Annotated in this window: 19 protein-coding genes; 15 read left to right on the top strand and 4 right to left on the bottom strand. The window is 70.6% G+C overall.

The features are described 5' to 3' along the window. Positions 1 to 404: 404 nt before the first annotated feature. The 6 genes from WMF46_RS40585 (at position 405) to WMF46_RS40560 (ending at position 6,805) form a co-directional block, all read left to right on the top strand. Entirely contained in the window at positions 405 to 656 is a 252-nt protein-coding gene (locus WMF46_RS40585; RefSeq protein ID WP_437982125.1) for a hypothetical protein, read from the top strand. 609 nt (positions 657 to 1,265) lie between these two features. Further along, positions 1,266 to 1,580, top strand: coding sequence for a hypothetical protein (locus WMF46_RS40580; RefSeq protein ID WP_437982124.1), 315 nt, complete (start codon positions 1,266 to 1,268; stop codon positions 1,578 to 1,580). A gap of 449 nt (positions 1,581 to 2,029) precedes the next feature. Further along, entirely contained in the window at positions 2,030 to 2,305 is a 276-nt protein-coding gene (locus WMF46_RS40575; RefSeq protein WP_437325399.1) for a hypothetical protein, read from the top strand. Between the two features lie 555 nt (positions 2,306 to 2,860). Beyond that, a complete protein-coding gene (locus WMF46_RS40570) occupies positions 2,861 to 5,242 on the top strand; it encodes a 3-hydroxyacyl-CoA dehydrogenase/enoyl-CoA hydratase family protein (RefSeq protein WP_437982123.1) in 2,382 nt (793 codons plus the stop codon). A 9-nt stretch (positions 5,243 to 5,251) separates the two neighbouring features. Then, on the top strand, positions 5,252 to 6,433 hold the full coding sequence (locus WMF46_RS40565) for a thiolase family protein (RefSeq protein WP_437982122.1): 1,182 nt from the start codon (positions 5,252 to 5,254) through the stop codon (positions 6,431 to 6,433). Positions 6,434 to 6,547: 114 nt separating this feature from the next. Continuing rightward, positions 6,548 to 6,805, top strand: a complete 258-nt coding sequence (locus tag WMF46_RS40560; RefSeq protein WP_272102490.1) for a BolA/IbaG family iron-sulfur metabolism protein — start codon at positions 6,548 to 6,550, stop codon at positions 6,803 to 6,805. A gap of 33 nt (positions 6,806 to 6,838) precedes the next feature. Here WMF46_RS40560 and WMF46_RS40555 read toward each other — a convergent pair whose 3' ends face one another. Continuing rightward, a complete protein-coding gene (locus WMF46_RS40555) occupies positions 6,839 to 7,633 on the bottom strand; it encodes a DUF4215 domain-containing protein (protein WP_437982121.1) in 795 nt (264 codons plus the stop codon). A 432-nt stretch (positions 7,634 to 8,065) separates the two neighbouring features. Here WMF46_RS40555 and WMF46_RS40550 point away from each other — a divergent pair, with 432 nt between their 5' ends. The 5 genes from WMF46_RS40550 (at position 8,066) to WMF46_RS40530 (ending at position 15,456) form a co-directional block, all read left to right on the top strand. Beyond that, positions 8,066 to 10,132, top strand: a complete 2,067-nt coding sequence (locus tag WMF46_RS40550; RefSeq protein ID WP_437982120.1) for an OmpA family protein — start codon at positions 8,066 to 8,068, stop codon at positions 10,130 to 10,132. An 82-nt stretch (positions 10,133 to 10,214) separates the two neighbouring features. Then, positions 10,215 to 10,754: a hypothetical protein gene (locus WMF46_RS40545; protein ID WP_437982119.1), complete on the top strand. Its 540-nt coding sequence runs from the start codon at positions 10,215 to 10,217 to the stop codon at positions 10,752 to 10,754. A gap of 81 nt (positions 10,755 to 10,835) precedes the next feature. Continuing rightward, positions 10,836 to 12,626: an acyl-CoA mutase large subunit family protein gene (locus WMF46_RS40540; RefSeq protein WP_437982118.1), complete on the top strand. Its 1,791-nt coding sequence runs from the start codon at positions 10,836 to 10,838 to the stop codon at positions 12,624 to 12,626. A gap of 318 nt (positions 12,627 to 12,944) precedes the next feature. After that, the gene (locus WMF46_RS40535; RefSeq protein WP_437982117.1) at positions 12,945 to 14,666 is read left to right on the top strand and encodes an ABC transporter substrate-binding protein; all 1,722 of its coding nucleotides are present in this window, start codon (positions 12,945 to 12,947) and stop codon (positions 14,664 to 14,666) included. A gap of 142 nt (positions 14,667 to 14,808) precedes the next feature. After that, entirely contained in the window at positions 14,809 to 15,456 is a 648-nt protein-coding gene (locus WMF46_RS40530) for a hypothetical protein (protein ID WP_437982116.1), read from the top strand. 43 nt (positions 15,457 to 15,499) lie between these two features. Here the strand turns inward: WMF46_RS40530 and WMF46_RS40525 are convergent, their stop codons facing one another. The 3 genes from WMF46_RS40525 to WMF46_RS40515 all read right to left on the bottom strand — a co-directional run bounded on the left by WMF46_RS40525 (position 15,500) and on the right by WMF46_RS40515 (position 18,590). Next, positions 15,500 to 16,174: a c-type cytochrome domain-containing protein gene (locus WMF46_RS40525; RefSeq protein ID WP_437982115.1), complete on the bottom strand. Its 675-nt coding sequence runs from the start codon at positions 16,172 to 16,174 to the stop codon at positions 15,500 to 15,502. Positions 16,175 to 16,356: 182 nt separating this feature from the next. Continuing rightward, positions 16,357 to 17,586 (bottom strand): AAA family ATPase, encoded by a 1,230-nt coding sequence (locus WMF46_RS40520; RefSeq protein ID WP_437982114.1) that lies wholly within the window; start codon positions 17,584 to 17,586, stop codon positions 16,357 to 16,359. 65 nt (positions 17,587 to 17,651) lie between these two features. Then, positions 17,652 to 18,590 carry an FKBP-type peptidyl-prolyl cis-trans isomerase gene (locus WMF46_RS40515; protein WP_437982113.1) on the bottom strand — a complete coding sequence of 313 codons (939 nt, stop codon included), beginning with the start codon at positions 18,588 to 18,590 and terminating at the stop codon, positions 17,652 to 17,654. Positions 18,591 to 18,780: 190 nt separating this feature from the next. Between WMF46_RS40515 and ppdK the strand changes: the two genes are divergently transcribed. The 4 genes from ppdK (at position 18,781) to WMF46_RS40495 (ending at position 25,146) form a co-directional block, all read left to right on the top strand. Next, positions 18,781 to 21,585 (top strand): pyruvate, phosphate dikinase, encoded by a 2,805-nt coding sequence (gene ppdK, locus WMF46_RS40510; RefSeq protein ID WP_437982112.1) that lies wholly within the window; start codon positions 18,781 to 18,783, stop codon positions 21,583 to 21,585. Between the two features lie 202 nt (positions 21,586 to 21,787). Then, a complete protein-coding gene (locus WMF46_RS40505; RefSeq protein ID WP_437982111.1) occupies positions 21,788 to 23,332 on the top strand; it encodes a hypothetical protein in 1,545 nt (514 codons plus the stop codon). An 88-nt stretch (positions 23,333 to 23,420) separates the two neighbouring features. Further along, positions 23,421 to 24,152 (top strand): PspA/IM30 family protein, encoded by a 732-nt coding sequence (locus tag WMF46_RS40500; protein WP_437545761.1) that lies wholly within the window; start codon positions 23,421 to 23,423, stop codon positions 24,150 to 24,152. A 286-nt stretch (positions 24,153 to 24,438) separates the two neighbouring features. Then, positions 24,439 to 25,146, top strand: coding sequence for a hypothetical protein (locus WMF46_RS40495; protein ID WP_437982110.1), 708 nt, complete (start codon positions 24,439 to 24,441; stop codon positions 25,144 to 25,146). Positions 25,147 to 25,247 lie beyond the last annotated feature (101 nt).

Genomic DNA, 25,247 nt, shown 5'->3' with positions numbered 1-25,247 from the left:
TCGGTCTCGTGGGTCTCCAGATCGCGGAAACGCCGGCGGAGCGCGGCGCCGTAACGGGTGAAGTTGGGCTCGTCCCACTGATCGAGCTCCCCCGTCGCGGCGCGTTGCGCCCTGGCATCGTCGGTATCGGGCGGTGCGCGATCTTGCGGGGAGCGGCGAGGACATCGAGGAGCAGAGTGCGGCCCTCCACGATATCGTCATCGGTCATCCCCCCCGGCCATCGACGTGCGAATCGCGGCGACAGCGCCCACCCCGTCAAAAATGAGCTCGGGGGCGCTGCGCTCGCTCAATGCGATGCTGGGGTACGCGCAGCAGCGGGTTGCCCGGAGCGACAGGACTGCGACCGCGCTGCTCGGCGGCGTCGCCCTGAGGCGGCAGGCGCTCCTCGGCTGGCCCTGACCGAGGTGAAGGATATTGACCGTGCCACCGGGAAGGTCGACATCGACCACGCACTCACGCAGCTGGAGAATGCGATGAAGAAGCTGAGCGAAAACGGACTCGCCAGCGACGTCGAGCGGATCGAGTTCATCATCCCGAAGGGTGCGCCGCTCAAGAATGAGAACGAGAGCGCCAAGGAGGGCTATCTAGTCGATGCGCTCACGGGTAAGCGCATCAAGCTTGAAGGCTTTAGGAACCTGGTCATGGTGATCCAGTGATGAGCGTATCAGGTCCCTGGCTCCATGCATGGTGTGACGAGAAGGACCGGGGCGACGCGCTCGCGGCGGCTCTGTCTGCTCTCGTCATCCCGGGGGGAACGTGCGGCTTCCACATCGAGCCCATCGACCATCCCGATAGCACATGGCGATGGCGCGATACGGTCACCCTCAGCGAGACGGTCGCGGCGGTGCGCGCAGGATTCACTGCAGGGACGCACGTCTTCGCATCCTTCGGCGCGACGCTGAGCTCCGGAGGCGTAATCGAGATCGCTGTCGAATGCAGTGGCGAAGAGTGGGAGCGCAGGTATCCCTCCGGTTCTCTATGCGCATGTCCCGGCGATCGCAGCGATCTACTTCCCCGGAGTCTCCGCATCGCCCTCGGCGGTGCGCGCTCTGTCGAGGTCGAGGCGGCGATCCTGGCGATGCAGGTCCAGCAGGATCTCGAGATCTTATGGTCCGCCTCTGTGCGCCGGACGCGCGCCCCCGCGTGACGATCGGCTCGCGCTCGGCCATCTTCAGCGATGCAGGCTCCCCTACGTGCTGCCGCGTAAATACGCCGGCCCGAACTTCGACGAAGAGCTGAAAAAATCAAGATAGATTGAGAGCAAGATGGCGAAGGTCAAATTCGTGGAGATCCACCTCGTCAGGGCGCACCAGGAGGTCGTCCCGCTGGCTCGCTTCGTCCTCGGGTCGGAGGGCTCCCCCGTGCAGTTCGTGAAGCTCCACCCGAATTGCATGAACGCGGTGGGCGACATCCTCGAGCAAGGGCTGCCTAGCTACGAGCGCGTCTACAACCTCGAGGATGGGCTCGATTTCCTGAAGGCCTTGCGGCGAACCTATCACTCCCTTCGGTACTACGCGACCGAGGTCGCCGAGATGGACGAAGAGGAGGCGCTCCGTGGCTGCGACGACGGCGAGGGGTAGTGCGCGCGGGCCCACCGCGTCCGCCTCAACGCATGATCGACGCCTGAGCCCGGCGGCTGCATGTAGAACGGCCCCTCTGTCGCGCTGGCGAACCTCATCGGAGCTCACTCGCCGTCGTTCTTCACGGAGTCGGTGCGCGCGGCGCCTCGCATGCGCCGGCCCCGCGCCCACGCCGCGCCCACATTCAGCGCCGCTCTCGCAACGCTGTCCGAGCGTAGCGCGGGCCCGGGGAGGCGCGGTCGCCTCGCCCGGTACGCACACCCCCTGGACGAAGTCAACCCACACGCCCCCACGACGTCGCCGCCATCCGCGGGCGACGTCGCGCAGGAACGTCCCGCGCCGCCGCGCTGCCGTCTCCGCGCCGCCGTCCGGAACCCTCGCCGAGCGGCGCGTGGTAGCTTCACCCGCGCCCGCACGAGGCCGTGCGGCCACCCGTCATCGAGGAGACCATGAAGCGAGAGAAGCGACTGACCAAGCGCGAGCGGAAGGCGCTCGCGCCCGCGCGCCCGGCGCAGCCTCACGAGCACAAGCACATCCACTGCGTCGCCTGCGGCAAGCACCTCGATCCGGAGGAGTTCCTGGCGCAAGGATCGGCGACCTGGATCCAGTGCCTGCACAAGTCGCGCTTCGCCACCTGCATCGAGTGCGTCGAGATCTCGAAGCGCCTCCTCGCCGAGCACGACCGCACCGGACAGCCAGTTCAGTCCGCTCAGGCATGGCACTGAGCGACCGACACCAGCCGACGCGCCCGCGCGGCGTCACCTGAGCACGCCCGGACGGCCTCGCCTGAGCACGCCCGCGCCGCAGGCGAGCGCCCTGGACAGGCCGCCCGAGAAGCCAACTCTCCATCTCCCCCGCTCCCCCGGAAACGGAAGCACACCGAGGACGGCCAATCGCTGGAACCCACGGGTCGTCGGTAGTCCAGAGGACGCTGCCGCGTCCGCTCCGGATGCGCCGTCCCTCATCCGGATGCACCACCCCTCATTCCGGTGCGCCGCCCCTCATCGCAGCTGCCGCTCGCTCCACACACACGCGCTGGCCCGTGCGGTGTCCCACGTGCGCCGCCTCTCATTGCAGCTGTCGCTCGGTGTCGCACACCCGCGCTTGTCCGCCCGGCGTCCCGCGGCGCCCCGCCGTGCCTCGCCGATCAGCGCGCGCCCTCGACGGCGACGCGTAACCTTGCTCGCTCTCCCGCGCGGCCGTCCACCCCGGATACGCTTGCGCTCGGGGCCCTTTCCGTCAATGGTTTGCGCCCCATTCATCTCTCTCGGAGGATCTGCATGACGAAACCAATCCGCCGCGCGGGCGTCATCGGCGCGGGCGTCATGGGCAGCGGCATCGCCGCCCACTTCGCGAACGCCGGCATCGAGGTTCTGCTCCTCGATATCGTGCCCCCGAACCTCACCGACGCCGAAAAGAAGGCCCCGGCCGCCCGCAGCAGGTTCGCCGCAGGCGGGCTCGAGAAGGCCCTCAAGGCCAGGCCCGCCGCGTTCTTCCACCCGTCGAACGCCCGCCTCGTGCGCACCGGCAACACCGAAGACCACTTCGCCGAGCTCGCCCAATGCGACCTCGTTATCGAGGCGATCATCGAGAAGATGGAGCCGAAGCGCGCCCTCTTCGCGCGGCTCGAAGAGGTCTTGCGGCCTGACGCGGTCGTGGCGTCGAATACGTCCGGGCTGCGCATCGAGGAGATGATGCAAGGGCGCTCCGCGGACTTCCGCAAGCGATTCCTCGTCATGCACTTCTTCAACCCGGTCCGGTACATGAAGCTCCTCGAGCTCGTGGTCGGGCCCGACACCGATCCGGCCGTCGTCGCCCGCGTGCGGAAGCTCGGCGAGGACGTGCTCGGAAAGGGCCTCGTCTTCGGCAAGGACACCCCGAACTTCGTCGGCAATCGCATCGGCACCCACGCGATGCTGACCGCCATCCACCTCATGATCGAGGACGGCCTCGCGCCGGAAGACGTCGACGCCATCACCGGCGTCGCCATGGCCCACCCGAAGAGCGCGAGCTTCAGGACAGGCGATATCGTCGGGCTCGACACCTTCGCCCACGTCGCCGACAACTGTTACTCGGCGCTCGAGCGCGACGAGGACCGCGACGTCTTCAAGGTGCCCGCCTACATCCGGAAAATGATCGAGGCGAAGCTCCTCGGCGACAAGACCAAGGGCGGCTTCTACCGCAAGGCCAAGGAAGGCCTGGAGACGCTCGACCCGGCCAAGCTCGAGTACCGCCCCCACGGCGGCGACGAGGCCATCAAGAAGGCCACGAGGTCGTGCGAGAAGATCGAGGACCCCGCCGCGCGCGTGAAGAAGCTCGCGAACGACCCCGGCAAGGCCGGGCAGTTCGCCTGGAAGGTGCTCTCCCGCTCGCTGGCGTACACGGCGCGGCGCGTCGGCGAGATCGCCGACAGCATCGTGGCGATCGATGACGCCATGCGCTGGGGGTACAACTGGGAGCTCGGGCCGTTCCAGACCTGGGACGCGCTCGGCTTCGCCGAGACCGTCGAGCGCATGCAGAAGGACGGCATCAAGCTGCCCGAGTCGATCCTCCGCATGAAGCAGAGCGGCGCGACGTCGTTCTACCGCGCCGATGGGGCGGTGTTCGACCTGCTCAAGGGAGAGTACGTCGCCCAGAAGGTCGATCCGCGCAACGTGACGCTGGCCGGCGCGCGCGCGGCCGCGAGGGGCGCGAAGGCCGTGCTCGCCAACGACGGCGCAGAGGCCTGGGATCTCGGCGACGGCGTGCTCGGCGTCACCTTCAAGACCAAGGCGAACAGCCTCGATCCGGACTCGATCGGGATGCTCTCGCTCGCCGCCGAGAAGGCCGAGCAGGACTTCCGCGCGCTCGTGGTCTTCAACCAGGGCGAGCACTTCTGCGTCGGCGCCAACCTGTTCCTCGTGGCCATGGCCGCGGGCAACAAGGACTGGGACGCGATCCGGAAGATGGTGAAGGCGTACCAGGACGCGACCCAGCGGCTGAAGTACGCGAGCGTGCCGGTCGTGGCCGCACCCTACGGGATGACCCTCGGCGGCGGCCTCGAGCTCTGCTTCGCCTGCGACGCGGTGCAGGCCGCGGCCGAGACGTACGCGGGGCTCGTCGAGGTCGGCGTCGGCCTGATCCCGGGCGGCGCGGGGACGCTCAACATGCTCTGGCGCGCGCTCGAGGGGATCCCCGAGGGCGTGACGGTGCCGACGTACGACATCGTGACGCAGGTCTTCAAGAACATCGCCCTCGCCAAGGTCGCGACCAGCGCGGACGAGGCGAAGGCGCTCGGCTTCTTCCGCAAGACGGACGGCGTCTCGTTCGACCGGGCCCGCCAGCTGTACGAGGCGAAGGCGCGCGCGATCGGGCTCGCCGAGGCCGGGTACCACGCGCCCGTGCCGCGCGCGTACAAGCTGCCGGGCGAGAGCGGGATCGCGACGCTGCAGATGATGATCGACACGCTCGTCGCCGGCGGCCACGCCAGCGAGCACGACGCGAAGATCGCGCGCAAGCTCGCCGAGGTGCTCTGCGGCGGCGCTGGCGGCGGGGCGCGCGAGGTGACCGAGGACGAGATCCTCGAGCTCGAGCGCGAGGCGTTCGTCAGCCTGTGCGGCGAGCCCAAGAGCGCCGAGCGAATGCAGTACATGCTGATGAACAACAAGCCCCTCCGGAACTAGGTGAACGCCATGGTCGACGTCGTAATTGCAGAGGCCGTCCGCTCGGCCGTTGGCCGGGCCCACAAAGGGTCGCTCGCGCTGAAGCGCCCCGACGAGCTCGCCGGCGAGGTCGTCGCCGCGCTGCTCCAGCGCGTCCCCCAGGTGAAGCCGGAGGACATCGAGGACCTCGTCCTCGGCTGCGCCATGCCGGAAGGTGAGCAGGGGCTCAACATCGCGCGCGTCGTCTCGCTCCTCGGCGGGATGGCGCAGGAAGCGTCCGCGATCACCATCAACCGCTTCTGCTCGAGCGGGCTCCAGGCGATCGCGAGCGCGGCGGGCAGCATCGCGATGGGATCGCTCGACATCGCCGTCGCCGGCGGCGTCGAGTCGATGACGATGGTGCCGATGACCGGCAACAAGCTGAGCGCGTCGCCGGAGGCGATGGAGCGGTGTCCGACGGTGTACACGCCGATGGGCATCACCGCGGAGAACGTGGCGAACCGCTTCCAGGTGAGCCGCGCCGACCAGGACGCGTTCGCGCTGAAGAGCCACCAGAAGGCGGCGGCGGCGCGCGCGGCCGGGCGCTTCGAGGACGAGATCGTCACCGTGAAGGGAGTGCGCTTCGAGAACGGCAAGCGCGCGACCTTCGACTTCCGCGCCGATGAGCTGATCCGCAAGGAGACGACGGCGGAGGCGCTCGCGGGGCTGAAGCCGGCGTTCTCGGCGAAGGGGAGCGTCACGCCGGGCAACAGCTCGCCGCTGTCGGACGGCGCCGCCGCGGCGCTCGTGATGAGCAAGGCGAAGGCGGACGCGCTCGGGGTGAAGCCGCTCGGGTACTTCCGGGCGTTCGTGACCGTCGGCGTCGACCCCGCCATCATGGGCATCGGCCCGGTGCCCGCGGTGCGCAAGCTGCTCGCGAGGACGGGGCTGAAGATGGCCGACATCGACCTCTTCGAGGTCAACGAGGCGTTCGCCTCGCAGGCCGTCTACGTGCAGCGGACGCTCGAGATCCCCGAGGAGAAGCTCAACGTGAACGGCGGCGCGATCGCGCTCGGCCACCCGCTCGGGTGCACCGGCGCGAAGCTCACCGCGACCGCCCTCTACGAGCTGCGCCGGCGCGGCGGCCGGTACGCCGTCGTGACGATGTGCATCGGCGGCGGCATGGGCGCGGCCGGCCTCATCGAGCTGGCCGGCGCGACCGCGCGCGCCTGATCCCACCGCGCCGATCCCGCCCGTCGCGTCGATCCCGTCGACAGCGCGCCCCGCCGCGGCCCGAGCCCTGCGCTCCGGCTTTCCCGCGGCGGGGCGATGGCCTATAGAACGCCCATGCCGAGCCACCTGACGACCTTTCAGGGATCGATCCCCGAGGCCCTGAAGCAGGCCATCGAAGCGAAAATCGAGGGCTCCACCGCCGAGGTGACCGGCGGCGGAGGCCACTTCAACCTGGTCGTGACCTCGCCGGTGTTCGCCGGCAAGAGCATGCTGGAGAGCCAGCGGCTGGTCTACGGGGCGATCGCCCACCTGATGGCCGGCGACCAGGCGCCCGTCCACGCGATCGACAGTCTCAAGACCAAAACTCCCTGAGCGAGCGGGTGCGCCCCGCTCGGCGGGCGGCGATCAGCCGTCGTCCTCGACGTGGCAGGTGCTGCTGCAGCCGTCGCCGTTGGTGGTGTTGCCGTCGTCGCACTCCTCCGGGCCCGCCTCGATGCCGTCGCCGCAGATGGGGGCGCAGGCGCTGGGCTCGCCGGTGCAGCGGTAGCCGAGATCGACGTTGCAATCGAGGCTACAGCCGTCGCCGTCGGTGGTGTTGCCGTCGTCGCAGCCCTCGTTGCCGATGAGCAGGCCGTCGCCGCAGAGCGGGCCGCAGGCGCTGGGCTCGCCGTTGCACTCGTAGCCCGCCTCGATCACGCAGACGGCGTTGCAGCCGTCCTCGTTCCGCACGTTGCCGTCGTCGCAGGCCTCGGCGCCGCGCACCAGGCGGTCGCCGCACATCGTCGAGCAGATGCTCGGCGCGCCGGCGCAGGTGTAGCCGGGCTCGACGGCACAGCCCGCGTCGCAGCCGTCCCCTGCCGCGGCGCCGCCGTCGTCGCAGGCCTCGGCGCCGCCCACCGCGCCGTCGCCGCACACCCCGCCCCCGGCGCCGCCGTCGCCTGCGCCGCCCTGGCCGCCGTCGCCTGCGCCGCCCTGGCCGCCGCCGCCTGCGCCGCCCTGGCCGCCGCCGCCTGCGCCGCCCTCGCCCGTGGCCCCGCCGGAGCCCGCCGTCGTCGTGCTCGACACGGCGCTCGACCCGCTCGTGCTCGATCCGGACCCGCCGCCGCCGCCGTCGCCGTCGCTCGCGCCTTCCCGTTCGCACGCGAGCAGCGCCGTGGCCGCGATCACCGCGGCCGCCCCAGTCCATCTCGTTAACAGCATCTGTTCCTCCAGGAGCGAGGTCCGCGAGCGACGGGGGCCTCCCCTCGACCCTCGAGCGCGCGCCGAGCACCTGTTGCCCCAACCTTCCACGGAATACTCCGCTCCGATCGTCCGGACAACTTCGCCCTACCCGGACGTCCCGGCGTTCGGCCGCGCGGCCCGCCGGCGCGCATCCGCGCGCATCAACTCATGATTCCGGCGGAACGCGGGCGCTCCGCCTGGGAGCGGCGGGCGCGCGCCGCTCCCAGGCGGAGCGCCCGGCGCCGGGCGCGTGGCGGGTCGCGTGGCAGGTCCAACCAGGCGCCGCGATCGCTCGCGCCGCGAGCTCGCAGCGTCGTCTGTTTGACACCGGAATTCGCGCGGTGGTACGTGGCGCCGGGCGCCCCACGCGCTCGCCCGATAGCGACCTCACACGACCCCGAGGACCCTCCCATGACGCCTCGTTCCCCGTTGCTCCCCGCCGAACCGCTCCCAGGCGCTCCTGGGGCGAACGACGCCCGGCTCCCGGCCCAGGCGCGCCCCGGCCGAGCCTCCCGCCTGGGCGCCGGGCTGCTCTCCTTCGTCCTCGGCGCCGCGATGACCGCCGCCAGCGCGGGCGACGCCGCGGCCCAGACGCGCACGGGAGACGGCGCCAACGGCGACGGCATGGACCTGCACCTGTTCCGGCCGGCGGTCGACTCCAAGGGGCTCTTCTCCGTCAACGGGGCGGACATCCTCGGCGCGAACGACATCAGCCTGGGGCTCGTGCTCGATTACGGGCACAACATCCTGCCGCTCACCGACAACGACCGGGGAACGGAGATGATGCTCAATCACGCGTTCCAGGGGACGTTCCAGTTCGATTACGGCATCGCCAACTTCCTGGTCGTCGGGCTCTCGGTGCCGGTGGTGCTCAACGGGGGCAAGCCGGTCGACGACATCGGCCCGGGCGGCAGCGCCAACTACAACGACGACTCGCTCGACGCGGAGGCGCTCGGCAACCTGGCGATCCACGTGAAGGCGCGCATTCTCCGCCCCGATCAGGACGTGATCGGGCTCGCGGTGATCGCCCAGGCCGGGATCGGCGTCGGCGGGACCCAGGACTTCGCGTCGGATCCGGGGTTCTTCTTCTGGCCGCAGCTCGTGCTGGAGAAGCGGCTCGGCACGACCAACCCGTTCCGGATCGCGGCGAACGTCGGCTACCGCGGCCACGCCGGGAAGAACCCCACGTTCGGCCTGCGCCAGGACGGCGCGACCTTCCAGCTCGAGCACGGGGACCTCGAGTACTCCGACCTGATCACCGCCGGGGCCGGCATGAGCTACCGCGTCCTCACGCCGCTCGACCTCGTGGTCGAGACCTACCTGACCCAGCAGGTCGGCGGCGGCGACAGCGCCAAGCAGAAGCTGTCGGCCGAGGCGATCGGGGGCATCAAGCTCTTCATCGAGCGGAACAGCTTCCTCATGCTCGGCGCCGGCGTCGGGTACACGCCCGGGTTCCAGTCCGCGGCGCAGCGCGCGACCATCGGGTTCGTCTTCGAGCCGTCGATCGGCGATCGGGACGGCGACGGCATCAAGGACGACCAGGACGACTGCCCCGACGAGCCCGAGGACTACGACGGCTTCCAGGACACGAAGGCGGACTCGCCGCCCGGGAAGTACGGCTGCCCGGATCCGGACAACGACGAGGACGGCATCCTCGACGTCGACGACCGCTGCCCGAACAACCCGGAGGACCGCGACGGCGACGAGGACGACGACGGCTGCCCGGAGGGGAGCGACGGCGATCGCGACGGCGACGGCATCCTCGACTCGCGCGACAAGTGCCCGGACGACCCGGAGGACCGCGACGGCTTCCAGGACAAGGACGGCTGCCCGGATCCGGACAACGACAAGGACGGCATCCCCGACAAGTCGGACCAGTGCCCGAACGACCCCGAGGACAAGGACGACTTCGAGGACGAGGACGGGTGCCCGGAGCCCGACAACGACAGGGACGGCATCCCGGACGTGGCCGACAAGTGCCCGAACGATCCGGAGACGTTCAACGGCCTCGAGGACGAGGACGGATGCCCGGACAAGGGCAGCGTCGTGATCGAGGAGAACAACATCGTCATCCTCGAGAAGATCCAGTTCGCGACCGGCAGCGCCGAGATCCTCCCGGAGTCGTTCGGCATCGTGCAGGCGGTGGCCGAGACGCTGAAGCACCACCCGGAGTTCACGATGATCGAGGTGCAGGGGCACGCCGACGAGCGCTCGGCCGACGCGTACAACCTCAAGCTGACCCAGGCCCGCGCGGACGCGGTCGCCGCGGCGCTGGCGCAGCGCGGCGTCAACAAGAACAGCGTTCGCTCGATGGGCTACGGCGAGTACTGCCCGATCGATCCGGCCCACAACGCGGCCGCCTGGGAGAAGAACCGGCGCGTCGAGTTCAAGGTCGTGCGGACCGACAAGGGGCCGACCAACGTGGAGCTCGGCTGCGCCCTGGCCCGCTCCAAGGGCGTCAACCCGCCGCCGCCCTGAGCGGAGACGCGGCGCCGCCCTGAGCAGAGCTGCGGCGCCGCCGATCTGGACAGGACCGGTCGGGCCGGGAGAGAGTGAGCCCATGAAGGCCCGCGCCAGGCGCTCCGCCGCCACCACGCTCGCCGCCACCGCGCTCGCCATGATGTCGAACGCCGCACCAGCGGCGCTCGCCATGTTGACGAGCGGCTGCATCAACACCGACGCGGCCGTGTTCGTCGAGCCGTCCATCGCGGCGCCCGAGGCGACCGTCTCCTCGAGCGCGCTCGGGACCGGCCTTACCGCGAGCTTCGCGCTGGAGCTGCACCTGAGCGCGCGGGCCAGCGGGCCCAGCCGCGTCGCGGTGCGCACCTTCGCGATCACGAGCGCCGATCAGAAGACCTCGATCGTCGAGCCGCTCCCCGTCGAGACCACGGCGGCGCTGCCGGTCGAGGTCGCTCCGGACAGCGACGTCACCGTGGCGTTCACCGTCGATACCGGGGCTCAGGGCGGGACGCTCAAGGCCGACGCCGCGGCGGCGCTCTGCGCCGCGGAGGGGATCCGCATCACGGGCGCGATCGAGGACTCGCTGGAGGACGGGGCGACGCCGGTCGCCTCCGCGGTGTTCCACGCGGACTGCCCGTGATGCGGCGCACGCCCGCCGCCTCGGCGCGTTCGCCGGCATTGCCTGGCGTCGTCGCGCGCGCGCCGCGCTAAAATGCCGGCCATGGCGCCTCGAGAGATCACCCCCCCTCCGGAGACCGCGGCGGACCGAGCGGTCGGGTCCCCGGAAAACGCCGACGCGCTCCGTTCCACGAACGGCGGGGGCGGAGAGGGGCTCGCGCTCGACGAGGCAGGGCTCGCGGCGCTCCGGCGCGCGGTGGCCGCGTGGCGCGCGGGCCCGGTCGCCGAGGCGTCGGCGCGCTTCCCGCCGCGGAGCGAGCGCTTCACCACGTGGAGCGGCATCGACGTCCCCGACCTCGCGACCCCGGCCGACGCGCCGGTCGACCACGCGGCGGATCTCGGGCTGCCCGGGGAGTACCCGTTCACGCGGGGCGTCCAGCCGACGATGTACCGCGGCAGGCTCTGGACCATGCGGATGTTCGCGGGCTTCGGCACGCCGGAGCAGACGAACGCGCGGTTCAAATACCTGCTCGCAGAGGGCCAGACGGGCCTGTCGACCGCCTTCGATTTCCCGACCCTCATGGGCTACGACTCCGACTCTCCGCGGTCGCTCGGCGAGGTGGGGATGTGCGGTGTCGCGGTCGACACGCTCCGCGACATGGAGGCGCTCTTCGACGGCATCCCGCTCGACCAGGTGACGACGTCGATGACCATCAACGGCCCCGCGGCCGTGCTGCTCGCGTTCTATATCGCGCTCGCCGACAAGCGCGGGATCCCGCGGAGCCGCGTCGGCGGCACCGTGCAGAACGACTGCCTCAAGGAGTTCATCGCCCAGCACGCCTGGCTCGTCCCGCCGCGCCCGGCGATGCGCATCGTGACCGACATGATCGAGTTCTGCGCGCGCGAGGTGCCGCGCTGGAACTCGGTGTCGATCAGCGGCTACCACATCCGGGAGGCGGGCTCGACCGCCGCGCAGGAGCTCGCGTTCACGCTCGCGGACGGGCTCGCCTACGTCGAGAGCTGCGTCGCGCGCGGCCTCGACGTCGACTCCTTCGCGCCGCGCCTGTCGTTCTTCTTCGACGTCCACAGCGACTTCTTCGAGGAGATCGCGAAATTCCGTGCCGCGCGCCGCATGTGGGCGCGGTTCCTCAAGGTGCGGTACGGGGCGAAGAAGGCCGAGAGCATGAAGCTCCGGACGCACGCGCAGACGGCCGGCGTGTCGCTGACGGCGCAGCAGCCGTACAACAACGTGGTCCGCGTCTCGCTCCAGGCGCTCGCCGCCGTGCTCGGCGGCACCCAGTCGCTCCACACGAACTCGCTCGACGAGACGTACGCGCTCCCGACCGAGGAGAGCGTGACCATCGCCCTCCGGACCCAGCAGATCATCGCCCACGAGAGCGGGGTCGCGAACACCATCGATCCGCTCGGCGGGAGCTACTATGTGGAGTGGCTCACGGACCGCATGGAGAAGGAGGCCCTCGAGTACATCCAGCGGATCGACGAGATGGGCGGGATGGTGGCCGCCATCGAGAAGGGGTATCCGCAGCGCGAGATCGCCGCCTCGGCCTACAGGTTTCAACGAGAGCTGGAATCGAACGAGCGGATCATGGTGGGCGTCAACCGCTACGCCGCGGTGGGCGAGAAGACGATCCCCCTCCTCCGGATCGACGAGGAGGTGCAGCGCGTTCAGTGCGAGAACCTGGCCCGGGTCAAGGCCCAGCGCGATCAGGACCGGGTGCGGCGCGCCCTGGCCGACGTGCGGAGCGCCGCGCGCGGCCGTGACAACCTGATGCCGCCCCTCATCGCGGCGGCCAGCGCGTACGCGACCGAGCAGGAGATCTGCGACGTGCTGCGCGACGTCCTGGGGACCTACAGCGATCCGGCCGAGTTCTGAGCGCGCGGGAACGCGCGGGATGAAAGCGAGCGCGCGCGGCTTGCTGCGGTGCGCCGCGGCCCCGGCGTGCGCATCCGAGCAGGTCGCGGGCGGCGCGGTGGCCGGGGAACCCCTCGATTCGTCAGGTTGACACTTCTCTACCTCGGCCGGTAGAGTGCGCCGGCGTCAGGTTGCCGCAGTCGCGGCTCATCCGTGGCGCCGCCGTACGGTCTGCTGTTGTCGCTGCGCTGCGGCGCTGCGAGCTGTCGGTCGAGTGAGAGGATCGTCGTGGGCGACCGAGGTCGCCGCGTAGGGAGCAAGCTTATGAAGAGTCGATCCATGTCGCGCCGCATTTTTGCCCTTTCGGCGCTCGTCCTATCCGTCGGCGCCACGGCGGCCTGCGACAACAAGGGGTCCGAGTCCAGCGGCGCGGCGCCCGCGGGCTCGGCCGGGGCTGCGGCAGGTCCCGCTGCGAAGGGCGATGCGAAGGGCGGCGCGAAGTTCGTCACCATCTCCAGGGAGCAGCAGGCGTCCTGGGTTCGTAACTTCAACCCCCTTCTCGGCGAGGGGGCCACGCGCTTCCCCACCGTCGCGGGCATCTACGAGCCCATGATCGTGTACAACACGATGAAGGGTGAGTACGTCCCGTGGCTCGCCACGAAGTACGAGTGGAGCGACGCGAACAAGAAGCTCACCTTCACGACCCGCCCCGAGGTCAAGTGGTCTGACGGACAACCCTTCTCGGCGAAGGACGTCGCGTTCACGTTCGGGCTCCTCAAGAAGTTCCCGGCGCTCGATCTCACGGGCGTGTGGAAGCTCGTCGAGTCGGTCGAGGCCAAGGGCGACAGCACGGTCGAGTTCGTCTTCAAGGAGGCGTTCGTCCCCGGCCTCACCTACATCGGCCATCAGCCGATCGTGCCGGAGCACAAGTGGAAGGACGTCGCCGACCCGGTCACGTTCACGAACGAGAACCCGGTCGCGACGGGGCCCTTCACCGAGGTGAAGACCTTCCAGAACCAGATCTACGAGCTCGGCAAGAACCCGAACTACTGGCAGAAGGGCAAGCCGGCGGTCGAGGGGCTCCGCTTCCCGGCGTACCCGGGCAACGACCAGGCGAACCTGGCGCTCATCAACGGCGAGGTCGACTGGGCCGGCAACTTCGTGCCCGACATCGACAAGACCTACGTCGCCAAGGACCCGGAGAACAACCACTACTGGTTCCCGCTCGTCGGCGGCACCGTGACGATCTACCCGAACGCCACGAAGAAGCCGTTCAACGACATCAAGCTGCGCAAGGCCATCAGCATGGCCATCGACCGCGCCCAGATCGCGAAGGTCGCGGTCAACGGCTACACGGTCGGCGCGGACGGGACCGGGCTCGACGACGCCTACGGGCGCTGGCGCAGCGACAAGGCCGCCGCGGCCGGCGACTGGACGACCTTCGACGTCGCCAAGGCGAACGCCCTCCTCGACGAGGCCGGCTACGCCAAGGGCGCCGACGGGATCCGCGCGAAGGACGGCAAGCCGCTGAAGTTCGACATCAACGTCGTGACCGGCTGGTCCGACTGGGTGCGCGCGGTCCAGATCACCGCGCAGAGCCTGAAGGCCGTCGGCATCGAGGCCACGCTGAAGACGTACGACTTCAGCGCGTTCTTCGAGGCGCTCCAGAAGGGCACGTTCGACATGTCGATGGGCTGGACCAACACCGAGCCCACGCCGTTCAACTACTACCGCGATCTCATGGCCCCCGAGTTCGTGAAGGCGGTCGGCGAGGTCTCGAACCGCAACTGGCACCGCTTCGCCGCCAAGGAGGCCGAGCCGCTGTTCAAGAAGTTCGCGGCCGCGACGGATCCGGCGGAGCAGAAGAGCATCGTCGAGGACCTGCAGATGATCTACGCCACGCAGGTGCCGGTCATCCCGCTGTTCAAGAACCCGTCCTGGGGCGAGTACAGCACGAAGCGCTTCGTCGGGTGGCCCAGCAAGGAGAACCCGTACGCGAAGCTGTCGCCGAACAACTCGCCGGACTACCTGCTCGTCCTGACCGAGATCAAGCCGAAGTGACGGCTCCTGCGCTGCGCGCCGGGCGTCCGGCGCGCAGCGTGTGTGTCCCCGCCTAGCGGCGTTTCTCTCTCTCTTCTCTCTTTCACCCCCGACTCAGCACAAACCTTGGCCGCCGGCGGCGCCGGTGCGAAGATCGCACTGCATGCTTCCCTCGGGCGTCCAGCTTGCGCGCTTCGCTGCGCTCCTCTCCGGAGTCTTCCTCGCCGCCTGCGGCGGCAACCAGCACGCGGGCGCCGCGGCGTTCTGGGAGGGCGACACCGTCGATCCCGCCGCGCCGGCGGATCAGGCGGGCGCGAAGAAGAAGGCGCCGCGCAGGGCTTTCGGCGCGTCCGACGATTTCGGCGGCGCCCCGTCGACGCCCGAGGAGCGGGCGCCCTCGTCGTGGGTGGGCGTGCGGCACGATCTCTCGCTCGCGCGCGCCGACTCGCGCAAGGAGCGCTGCAGCTGCCTGGCCGTCGAGGTGGGGGAAGCGCGCGATCCCAGGTTCCAGTGGGCGGCCGGCGCGCCGGAGACCTCGGACAATACGCTGGCCATCGCGCTGAGCGCCCGCGGGGTGCCCTGCCCGGGCGGCGCTCCCGACGAGGAGAGCCGGCGACCCTCGATCTCGGCGGTCGATCAGGAGGGGAACGATATCGTCATCGAGGTCGAGGAGCTGCCCGCAGGACGGCCGCTCGCGACGGGCGCCGTGATCCCGAGGCCCGCTCCGGGCGGGGCGATCTACGTGAAGGGGCGCAGCGCGAAGATCCCGTATGCGCGCGCCGCGGGCGGCGCGCGCTGCAAGGTCTACTGAGCGCCTGCGCTGCAGGGACAGGCGCTGAGCCGGGCAGACGGGCTCACTGGGCGGGAGCGCCGGCGCAGATCCAGTCGTTGATCTTCTTGATGCTGGCCTCGGGCAGGGCAGCGCCCTTGTCCGGGGGGGGCATGCGCGTGTCGTCGCCGCAGAGGCCGGTGCCGCGCACCTTGTTGATGATGTAGCTCTCGCTCGGCTTGCCCGGCACGACGAGCATCCGGCCGGTGCACTCCGCGCTCGCGCCGTTGACGAGCTCGCCATGGGCCGCGTTTGCGCGGAGATCGAGGCCGGCGGCCGCGGGGCCGGCGTTGCCGTGGCACCCCGCGCAGGTCGCGGTCAGGATCGTCCGTACATCAGCGAAGGTCGCGGTGCCCGCGCCGCAGAGGGGGTCGCCGGGGGGGGCGGAGCCGCCTTCGCCGGCGCCGCCGGAGCCGCCCTGGCCGCCCTGGCCGCCGGAGCCGCCTTCGCCGCCGCCGGTGGCGCCGCCCTGGCCGCCGGAGCCGCCTTCGCCGCCGCCGGTGGCGCCGCCCTGGCCGTCGGTCCCGCCGGTGCCGCCGCCCTGGCCCGCGCTGCTGCTGCTGGCGCTGCTGCTGGTCGAGCTGCTGGAGCTGGAGCTGGAGCTGGTGCTGGTGTCGTCACCGTCGTCAGAGCAGGCAGCCGCCGAGAACCCGATGGTCAGACAGAGGACCAGTTGAAGTGCAGTTTTCTGGGAAAGCATGTGAGGACCTCTTTGGCGCTGTGTTCGCGCGGCGAGCGCCGCGCTGTCGATTCGCGGAGGACCCTAGATGGCATTGTGAGCATCCACAACGCATTTCACGAAGTGAAAATGGTTATCGTTATCGCGAGCTCGCGACACTGCAATCAAATGATGGTGCTGTACAGGGATCGGTTCGTTCGCGTCTACGCGGAGAGCGCCTTCGAGGAGAGCAGCTCTCCGGGATCGCGCTCGGCCAGGTCCTCGAAGCGCGGGAGGTCGGCGAGGCGGCGCGTCGTCGTGGCGCAGGTCTCGGGGTCGCGCTGGAACGCGATCGCGCGGCTGAGGCCCTGCTTCGACACCCCCCTGAGCAGCGCGGGCGAGTGCGTCGTCGCCACGATCTGGCAGACGGAGGGCCGCGCCGCCCCCTCGAGGAGCTGCGCGAGCACGGCGGCGCGCTCGGGGTGCATGCCGGCGTCCGGGTCCTCCACGAGGAGGAGCGACCCCTCCGGCGCGGTGAGCACGCCGGCGATCTTGCCGAGCGCGCGCAGCGCGCCGTCCGGGAGGCTCGGCGCCGGGACGCGGGCGCCGCCCTTCTCGACGAGCACCATCATGACGTCGCCGAGGCCCGTCTCGGCGAACTCGATATCTTCGATCTCGGGCGCGAAGATCGAGCGCACCCAGCCGAGCACATCGGCCTTGTGCTCGGCCTCCTGGCAGAGCCAGCGGAGCACGGCGGAGAGGTTCTGCCCGCCGGCGCCGAGGTTCTCTATCTCGTGCGGCACATAACCCCTCATCCGCGAAGGATCGATGTCGAGCGACAGCGTGCTCCGCATCGCGACCTGGAGCGCGTTGCAGAGCGCGATGACGTCCGCGAGGCTCACGTCCTCGCCGCGACCGCGGTGGTGCTCTATCTGGCCGAGCAGGCTGCGCCGGGCGGGGTTGCGATCCATGGATGCGATCCGCATCGAGCGGCCCTTCTTCGACGCCGCCTTCATCGCTCCGCCCGAGGCGAACCCCTCCAGCCCCTTCAGCGCCGACGCCGGCGTGTCGAAGAGCGGGCCCCCGGCCGACCTCGCCTCGAGCGACTCGTGCTCCACGATCACGTCAGGCTCGACCTGACACGTGATCTTGTGTGTGAGCTCCTCCTTCCCGATCGCCCATCGGCTCTCGATGGTGAACGATTTGGCGCCCCTGCGCGTGGCCCCTTGCGTGCCGCCGCGCAGGCCCGGCCACACCTCGCGCCTGCCGTCGACGCGGCCGCGGAAGATGTCGCACAGGGGTAGATCCAGCCCGACGCCCTGCAGGAAGCGCAGGGCGTCGAGGAAGTTGCTCTTCCCGGAGCCGTTGGCCCCGAGCAGCAGCGTGAAGGGGGACAGCTCCACCGTTTGATCGGCGAAGCTCTTGAAGTTCCTGAGTCGGATGGATGTCAGCATGCCTGGCCGCTCGCAGCCATCATGTGACCAGGCAGCCGGCCGGATGTAAAGCGCCGGCCGACGGCTCAGCGAAAGTCGATGAGCTCGACGTCGAACACCAGCATGCCGGCGGGCGCGCCGGGCCGTGTGGGCTTGTCGCCGTAAGCGAGGTCGGCCGGTATCCAGAATCGCGCCTTCTCGCCTTTCACCATCAGCTGTAAGCCCTCCGTCCACCCCTTGATCACGCCGCCCACCGGGAAGGTGGCCGGCTCGTCGCGGACGATGGAGCTGTCGAACATCTTCCCGTCCGTGGTCCACCCCGTGTAGTGGACGACGACGCGGCTCGTCGGCTTCGGGTGCTCGGTGCCGGTGCCCTTCTGCAGGACCTGGTAGGCGAGCCCGGAGGCGGTCTTCTTCGCGGTCTTCGGCGCCACCTTCACGTCCTTCGGCGCGGGCGGAGGCTTCGGCGCGGGGGCGAAGTCGAGCAGCTCGACGTCGAACACAAGCATTCCGGCCGGGGCGCCCGGCTGGGCCGGCGTGTCGCCATAGGCGAGGGCCCCGGGGATCCAGAGGCGGCGCTTCTCGCCCTTGCTCATGAGCTGGAGCGCCTCCGTCCACCCCTTGATCACGCCGCCGACCGGGAAGGTGGCCGGCTCGTTGCGGACGATGGAGCTGTCGAACATCTTCCCGTCCGTGGTCCACCCCGTGTAGTGGACCGTCACCTTGTCGTCCGGGCCGGGATGCGCCGTGTCCTTGCCCGGCGCCAGCACCTTGGACGCGAGGCCCGATGCCGTCTTCTGCGCGTCGGCGGGCGGCGCCGCGACGTCCGGCGGCGCGGGCAGGCCGGCGGGCTCGGGCGGCGGCTGCGGCGAGGCGGCGGGCTCGGGGGTGGGAGCCGGCGGCGGGGCCGGCTTGACCGAGGCGCTCACCGGCGCGTCGGCGATCGCCTGTGAGGCGGGCTTCTGGTCGCACGCGGTGAGGGGGACGGCGAACATCGCAACGAGGACGAGAGAGAAGCGCTTCATGCGCGGCTTCATAGCTCGTCCGCCGTCGAGAGCCGGTATTTTTGTGAGGTGCACGCGTGAGGTGCACGCCGCGGTTCCGACGGCTCTGGATCCGATAGGGGCCGTCGGCGGTCGGCCGTCCGTCGTACCTCCATTCCGCCGTTCGAGGGATCTCGACCTGACTGCGAGGACGGTCTAGCGTGCGCCCGCCATGGGGAGATCGATATATTTCTTCGGCGCAGGGCAGGCGGACGGGGACGCACAGCAGAAGGATCTGCTCGGCGGAAAGGGCGCGGGGCTCGCCGAGATGACCCGCCTCGGCATCCCGGTGCCGCCGGGCTTCACGGTCACCACCGAGGTATGCAACGCCTATTACGCCTCGGGCAAGGCGCTCCCCGCCGGCGTCGAGGACGAGATCAAGGCGGCGATCGGCCGGCTGGAGGCGCTGCGCGGCGCCGCGTTCGGCAGCCCCGAGGCGCCGCTGCTCGTGTCGGTCCGCTCGGGCGCGCGCGCGTCCATGCCGGGAATGATGGATACCATCCTGAACCTCGGCCTGAACGACGAGATCGCGCGGGGGCTCGCGCGGCGCACGGGCAGCGAGCGATTCGCGCTCGACGCCTATCGGCGGTTCATCCTGGCGTATGCCGATATCGTGCTCGGCGTGCCCCGCGACCGCTTCGAGGAGGCGCTCGGCCGCGCGCGCAGGCAGGCCGCCGCGAAGCTCGGCGTCGACGCGACGCGCCTGAACTCCGCCGAGCTCGAGCGCAAGGTGCCCGACTCCCAGCTCGATCCGGAGTCGCTCGCGGCCTTGATCCAGCGCCAGAAGGATATCGTCCTCGGGGCGACGGGCCGCCCGTTCCCCGACGAGCCGTACGCGCAGCTCTGGGGGGCGATCGGCGCCGTATTCGATAGCTGGAAGAACCACCGGGCGCAGGTGTACCGGAAGATGCACGACATCCCGGAGGCCTGGGGGACAGCTTGCACCGTCCAGGTGATGGTGTTCGGCAACCTGGGCGACGACTCCGGCACGGGGGTCGCGTTCACGCGCGATCCGTCGACCGGAGAGCGGCGCTTCTACGGCGAGTGGCTCCCCAACGCGCAGGGCGAGGACGTCGTCGCGGGGGTGCGCACGCCGCACCCGCTGTCGATCACCGGAACTGGCACCGGAACTGGCACCGGAACTGGCACCGGAACCGGCGCCGGCGCCGGCGTGGACGACGAGAGCTCGCTCGAGGCGCGGATGCCCGCGGCGTACGCGGCGCTCGTCGAGGTGCAGGGCAAGCTCGAGCAGCACTTCCGCGACGTGCAGGATCTGGAGTTCACGATCCAGCAGAAGGAGCTCTTCCTGCTCCAGTGCCGCACCGCCAAGCGCACGGGCCGCGCGGCCGTGCGCATCGCGGTCGAGATGGCCAAGGAGGGCCTGATCAGCCAGCGGGAGGCCATCCTGCGGGTGGATCCGGGCTCGATCGATCAGCTGCTGCACCCGAGCATCGACCCGAGCGCGCCGAAGTCGCTGCTCGCGCGCGGCCTGCCGGCGAGCCCGGGGGCGGCGACGGGGCAGGTGGTGTTCAGCGCGGACGAGGCGGAGCGGCGCGCGGGCCAGGGCAGGGCGGTGATCCTCGTGCGCTCCGAGACGTCGCCGGAGGACATCCACGGCATGAAGGCGGCGCGCGGCATCCTGACGGCCCGCGGCGGCATGACGAGCCACGCGGCCGTCGTGGCGCGGGGGATGGGCAAGAGCTGCGTCGCCGGCTGCTCGGCCATCAGCGTGAGCCAGGGCCGGATGGCCGTGACGATCTACGACGATCACGGGCGCTCGACCGGCACGATCACGGTGAAGGACGGCGATCTCATCACGCTCGACGGCGGCACCGGCACGGTCTACCTCGGGGCGGTGCCGACCATCCCGGCGGCGCTGAGCGGCGAGTTCGAGGAGCTCATGGTCTGGGCCGACGCGGTCCGGCGCCTCCGGGTGCGGTCGAACGCCGACACGCCGCACGACGCGAGGACGGCGCGCAACTTCGGCGCCGAGGGCATCGGGCTCTGCCGCACCGAGCACATGTTCTTCGACGAGGAGCGCATCCAGGCGGTGCGCGAGATGATCCTCGCGGACGGCGAGCTCGGGCGGCGGCGCGCGCTCGAGAAGCTGCTCCCGTTCCAGCGCAGCGATTTCGTGGGCGTCTTCCGGGAGATGGCCGGCCTGCCGGTGACGATCCGGCTGCTCGATCCGCCGCTGCACGAGTTCTTGCCGCAGGACGAGGCGCAGCTCCAGCAGCTCTCGAGGGCGACGGGCGTCTCCGCAAAGGATCTCCAGCGCAAGAGCGAGGAGCTCGCCGAGTACAACCCCATGCTCGGCCACCGCGGCTGCCGGCTGGCGATCACGTCGCCGGAGATCTACGAGATGCAGGCGCGCGCCATCCTCGAGGCGGCGTGCGAGGTCGCGGCGGCGGGCATCGAGGTGGAGCCGGAGATCATGATCCCGCTCAGCATGACCCGGCGCGAGCTCGCGCTCACGCGCGCGCTCGTCGAGGGGGTCGCGGAGAAGGTCTTCGCCGAGAAGGGGCGGCGGGTCGACGTCCGGTTCGGGACGATGATCGAGCTCCCGCGCGCCGCGCTCAGGGCCGGCGAGCTGGCCGAGGAGGCCGAGTTCTTCAGCTTCGGTACGAACGATCTCACGCAGACGAGCCTGGGCATCTCGCGCGACGACGCGGGCCGGTTCCTCGGCGCGTACGTCGAGGCCGGCATCTTCGCGAAGGATCCGTTCCAGTCGCTGGACGTGCCGGGCGTCGGAGAGCTCGTGGAGATCGGGCGGGATCGAGGGCGCGCGACGCGGCCCGGGCTGAAGCTCGGTGTCTGCGGCGAGCACGGCGGCGATCCGAGCTCGATCGCGTTCTTCGAGCGGGCGGGGCTCGATTACGTGTCTTGTTCCCCGTTCCGCGTCCCCATCGCCCGCCTCGCCGCGGCGCAGGCGGCGCTCGCGGCCGAGGCCGCGAGGGGTCCGCGCGCGACGGACTGACACCCACCCTCCGACGACATATGCCCGGACAGGGCGCCGGGACATCCGTTCTCACGAGCGTGCTTTGATTACGCTCGTGCGAGCTTTGGTATCGCGCCAAGTCTGCTAAACCAGGAACCTCGCTGTTCATCGCCGGTGTCTCGCCGGGCGCGCCTGCCTGCCCGAGCCGCTGCACCGCGCGCTGGCGAGACATGGAGGTTTCATGCGTCATCTCGGCGTCTCCTCTGCGCTCCTCGCATTTCTCGGGGCCGCGACATCGGGTGTGTTCGTCGCGGTCGGCTGCCAAGCCTCGGGCCCGCACGTCGAGGTCGGCGCGAGCGGCGGTGCGCCCGGCGACGGCGGAGGCGGCGCGGGCGGCGGCGGCGCGCCCGAGGGCGGCAGCGGCAGCGGTGATTTCGTTCCGGATAACGGCCTTGGCGGGGCTGCCCCCGGCGACGACGCCGGCGGCGGCGGCGACGCCGCCGTGAACCCGTGCGGGACCCAGTGCGGCCCCGAGGAGCTCTGCGATCTCAACCATCTCGGCCTCGACGACGACTGCGACGGTCAGGTCGACGAGACGTGCTCCTGCGTCGCGGGGCAGGCGCACGCGTGCTTCATGGGCGATCCGTCGTACCGCGGGGCGGAGGGGTGTTTTCCGGGCACCGAGCTTTGCAACGAGGTGGGCGTCTGGGGGCCCTGCGTCGGCGGCAGCCACGCGACCGAGGCGTGCTTCAGCGAGAACCCCGCGGGGTGCCACGCGCTGAGGGTGCCTCCGTTCGCGAACGTGGATCTGAAGGAGGGGACAGGCACGTTCAGCGTGGACGCCGAGCCTGGCTCGGAGACCTGGAGCGTCGTTTGCCCCGCGGGCATCGACCCGTGTCCGGCGGTCTCCGGGGCGAGCCCGGCGGATGATTACAAGCCGCTCCAGTCGGGGGAGTACAAGGTCATCTACACGAAGCGGCTCGCCGACGGCGCGACCGACTCGTGCGAGTATGCCCTTTACGTCGGCGCGCCCGGCCTCCGGGTCGAGCTCGAGTGGGAGCACGACCTCGGCGGCGAGGGGGTGGATCTCGATCTGCACCTGCACAAGCCGGGCGACACGCGGCCGTGGGCGGTCGCCGGCTCGCCGGACGACTGCGGTTATAACAACTGCACCGTGGACACGCTGGGGTCGGATCCGGAGCTCCGGTGGTTCAGCGACGGCGCGTCGCCGCCGGAGCCGGTGAGCTGGTACGCGGACCCGGATGAGGCCAAGAACACGTGTTATTACGCCCCTCGCGGCGCCGGGCAGGCGTGGCGCGATCTCGGCCAGGGTTGCTATAACCCGCGGCTCGATATCGACAACATCACGTGCGACCCCGACGTCACGGACCCGGACAGCGATGATTTTTGCGCGCCCGAGAACATCAACGTGGATTTTCCGCCGTTCGGGCAGTGGACGCGGATCGGCGTCCATTACTACTCGGCGCATGGCCGGAACTACGCGGTTCACCCGCGGATCAAGGTCTTCTGCAATGGCTCCCTCGGGGCGGATCTCGGCCCGACGGGGTTCTACGACCCGGAGGCGCCCGTCACGTTCGCGCCGGCCGACGGGAGCACCCGGTACTGGCTGGTCGCCGACGTCGCGTTCATCGAGGGGGGGGAGTGCGGGGAAGACACCTGCGTGGTGAGGCCGCTGTACGAGGACGAGACGCTGAAGACGCCGCTGCTGACGACGCGGTCGTCGGTGGAGTCGAGCTTCGGTCCGGCGTACCCGCCGCCGCCCTGATCGCCGGTCTCCCCTGGGCCGCGGGGGGCGCCCGCGGCCCCGCGCGCGGGCGCTTTACAGGGGCGGCGGGGCGGTGCACGCTAGCGGCATGGGCATCTTCGACCGGATGGGAAAGGTCATCTCGAGCAACGTCAACGCGCTCCTCGACAAGGCGGAAGATCCGAAAAAGTCGCTGGATCTCATCGTCGAGGAGATGAAGGACCAGGTCCGCGCGGCGCGGAAGGAGCTGGTCGACGCGGTGGCGGCCGAGAAGGTGCTGCGCAAGAAGGTCGACGAGCTCGACGCCGAGGCGGAGAAGTGGGAGAAGCGCGCCGAGCTCGCGCTGAAGGCGAACGACGAGAAGCTCGCGCGCGAGGCGCTCGTGCAGAAGAAGCGCGTGGTGGGCGAGCGCGACCGCGCCGAGGCGATGCGCGCGGAGCAGCGCTCCGCCGTGCTCTCGATGAAGACCGAGCTCGAGCGCATGGAGGCCAAGCAGGAGGAGTTCCAGGCGCGGAAGGGCACGCTCGCGGCGCAGATCCAGCAGCAGCGCGCCGGCGGCGGCGCCGAGGGGCTCGGGGCGAGGGGCGGCCAGAGCGCCTTCTCCGAGTTCCGGCGCATGGAGGAGCAGGTCGAGGGGCAGGTGGCGCAGGTCGCGGCGTCGCGCGAGATCGAGGAGGCGATCTCTGGCGGCGGGCTGTCGGCGGCCGAGCTGGAGGCGAAGTTCGCCCAGCTCGAGCACGGCCGCGGCAGCGCCGGCGCCGGCAGCGCGGACAAGCCGGGCGGGGCGGCGGTCGACGACGAGCTCGCCGCGCTGAAGAAGCGGATCCGGATCGGGTCCTGAGGGGCTGAGAAGAGCGGCGGGAGGGCGGGGAGCGGCGGCCGTCCTCGCCGGACGCGCCGCGCCGGCGCCGGCGCCGCATCGAGCGCCATTCCGCCTCGGCGAGCATCCTTTCTTCGACAGGTGACGAAGGCTCCACATCACGGAGCGGTGGAGGCGGCCTCCCGCACCTCGGAGCGACCGCCAGGGGCGCGTCGCGAGATTGCGGGTTCAGCCGTACGGACCGAACTTTGGGGCGTACCTGTAGCTCATGTTACGCTTTCGCGCGTCACAGAGAGCCGAGGTGCGCATGAAGTGGAGTTCGATCGTCTTTCTTGGGTGCTTGCTGGTTGCCTGCGGGGATGATGAGATCAGCTTTGGCAGCGGGGGCGCGGGCGCGGGCGGTCGTGCCGAAGGTGGCGGCGGCGCGGGCACCGGCGGCAAGGCGGAGGGCGGAGGCGGCGCAGGCACGGGCGGCAGCGCCGAAGGCGGCGGCGGTGCGGGCACGGGCGGCAGCGCCGATGGCGGGGGCGGCGCAGGTACGGGCGGCAGCGCCGAAGGCGGCGGCGGCGCGGGCACGGGCGGCGATGCGGAAGGCGGCGGCGGCGCGGGCACCGGCGGCGATGCGGAAGGCGGCGGCGGCGCGGGCGGCAGCAGCCTCGATACGACGGAGCTCGCGATCGCTTCCGATGAAGCCGCCACAGCGGGTTGCGCGACGTTCGTGGATGGGGCCTGGGGTGTCGGGGAGACCGACTTCATCGACGGTGAGCCCACGAACGACGATTGCGCCCTGGTGCCCGTGCTGGTCGAGGGGAGTCCCTACTGGATCACGTCGGGTGAGTTCGAAGGGGACATCGATCTCGACAGCCTGGAGCACTCGTTCTCGACCGCGGCGGCGGCGATCGACGAGGGGAGTTATTCGATCGTCCTCCGCAACTTCACGTTCGAGGAGATCTTCACCGGAAGTATCGAGGTGGCGGACGTGACCGACGAGGCCGTCACTCTCTTCATCGAGTAGAGCACGCCGCAGATCAAGCGGCACGCCGCCGCCCGACGGTGGCCGCACCTGACGGAGAGGAAGCCTCCTGGCGGTGCTTGGCGGTGACCTCCCCGGAGCCG

It is taken from the genome of Sorangium sp. So ce117 (genome assembly GCF_051524395.1).
Taxonomy (GTDB): Bacteria; Myxococcota_A; Polyangia; order Polyangiales; family Polyangiaceae; genus Sorangium; species Sorangium cellulosum_B.
Note: the sequence above shows the minus strand (reverse complement) of the source record. Positions and strands in the feature narration are given on the sequence as shown.

Bases quoted from the DNA above. Each gene is read 5' to 3' on its own strand.
- WMF46_RS40580 (WP_437982124.1), top strand. From the start codon at position 1,266: ATGGCGAAGGTCAAATTCGTGGAGATCCACCTCGTCAGGGCGCACCAG.
- WMF46_RS40575 (WP_437325399.1), top strand. From the start codon at position 2,030: ATGAAGCGAGAGAAGCGACTGACCAAGCGCGAGCGGAAGGCGCTCGCG.
- WMF46_RS40570 (WP_437982123.1), top strand. From the start codon at position 2,861: ATGACGAAACCAATCCGCCGCGCGGGCGTCATCGGCGCGGGCGTCATG.
- WMF46_RS40565 (WP_437982122.1), top strand. From the start codon at position 5,252: ATGGTCGACGTCGTAATTGCAGAGGCCGTCCGCTCGGCCGTTGGCCGG.
- WMF46_RS40560 (WP_272102490.1), top strand. From the start codon at position 6,548: ATGCCGAGCCACCTGACGACCTTTCAGGGATCGATCCCCGAGGCCCTG.
- WMF46_RS40555 (WP_437982121.1), bottom strand. From the start codon at position 7,633: ATGCTGTTAACGAGATGGACTGGGGCGGCCGCGGTGATCGCGGCCACG.
- WMF46_RS40550 (WP_437982120.1), top strand. From the start codon at position 8,066: ATGACGCCTCGTTCCCCGTTGCTCCCCGCCGAACCGCTCCCAGGCGCT.
- WMF46_RS40545 (WP_437982119.1), top strand. From the start codon at position 10,215: ATGAAGGCCCGCGCCAGGCGCTCCGCCGCCACCACGCTCGCCGCCACC.
- WMF46_RS40540 (WP_437982118.1), top strand. From the start codon at position 10,836: ATGGCGCCTCGAGAGATCACCCCCCCTCCGGAGACCGCGGCGGACCGA.
- WMF46_RS40535 (WP_437982117.1), top strand. From the start codon at position 12,945: ATGTCGCGCCGCATTTTTGCCCTTTCGGCGCTCGTCCTATCCGTCGGC.
- WMF46_RS40530 (WP_437982116.1), top strand. From the start codon at position 14,809: ATGCTTCCCTCGGGCGTCCAGCTTGCGCGCTTCGCTGCGCTCCTCTCC.
- WMF46_RS40525 (WP_437982115.1), bottom strand. From the start codon at position 16,174: ATGCTTTCCCAGAAAACTGCACTTCAACTGGTCCTCTGTCTGACCATC.
- WMF46_RS40520 (WP_437982114.1), bottom strand. From the start codon at position 17,586: ATGCTGACATCCATCCGACTCAGGAACTTCAAGAGCTTCGCCGATCAA.
- WMF46_RS40515 (WP_437982113.1), bottom strand. From the start codon at position 18,590: ATGAAGCGCTTCTCTCTCGTCCTCGTTGCGATGTTCGCCGTCCCCCTC.
- ppdK (WP_437982112.1), top strand. From the start codon at position 18,781: ATGGGGAGATCGATATATTTCTTCGGCGCAGGGCAGGCGGACGGGGAC.
- WMF46_RS40505 (WP_437982111.1), top strand. From the start codon at position 21,788: ATGCGTCATCTCGGCGTCTCCTCTGCGCTCCTCGCATTTCTCGGGGCC.
- WMF46_RS40500 (WP_437545761.1), top strand. From the start codon at position 23,421: ATGGGCATCTTCGACCGGATGGGAAAGGTCATCTCGAGCAACGTCAAC.
- WMF46_RS40495 (WP_437982110.1), top strand. From the start codon at position 24,439: ATGAAGTGGAGTTCGATCGTCTTTCTTGGGTGCTTGCTGGTTGCCTGC.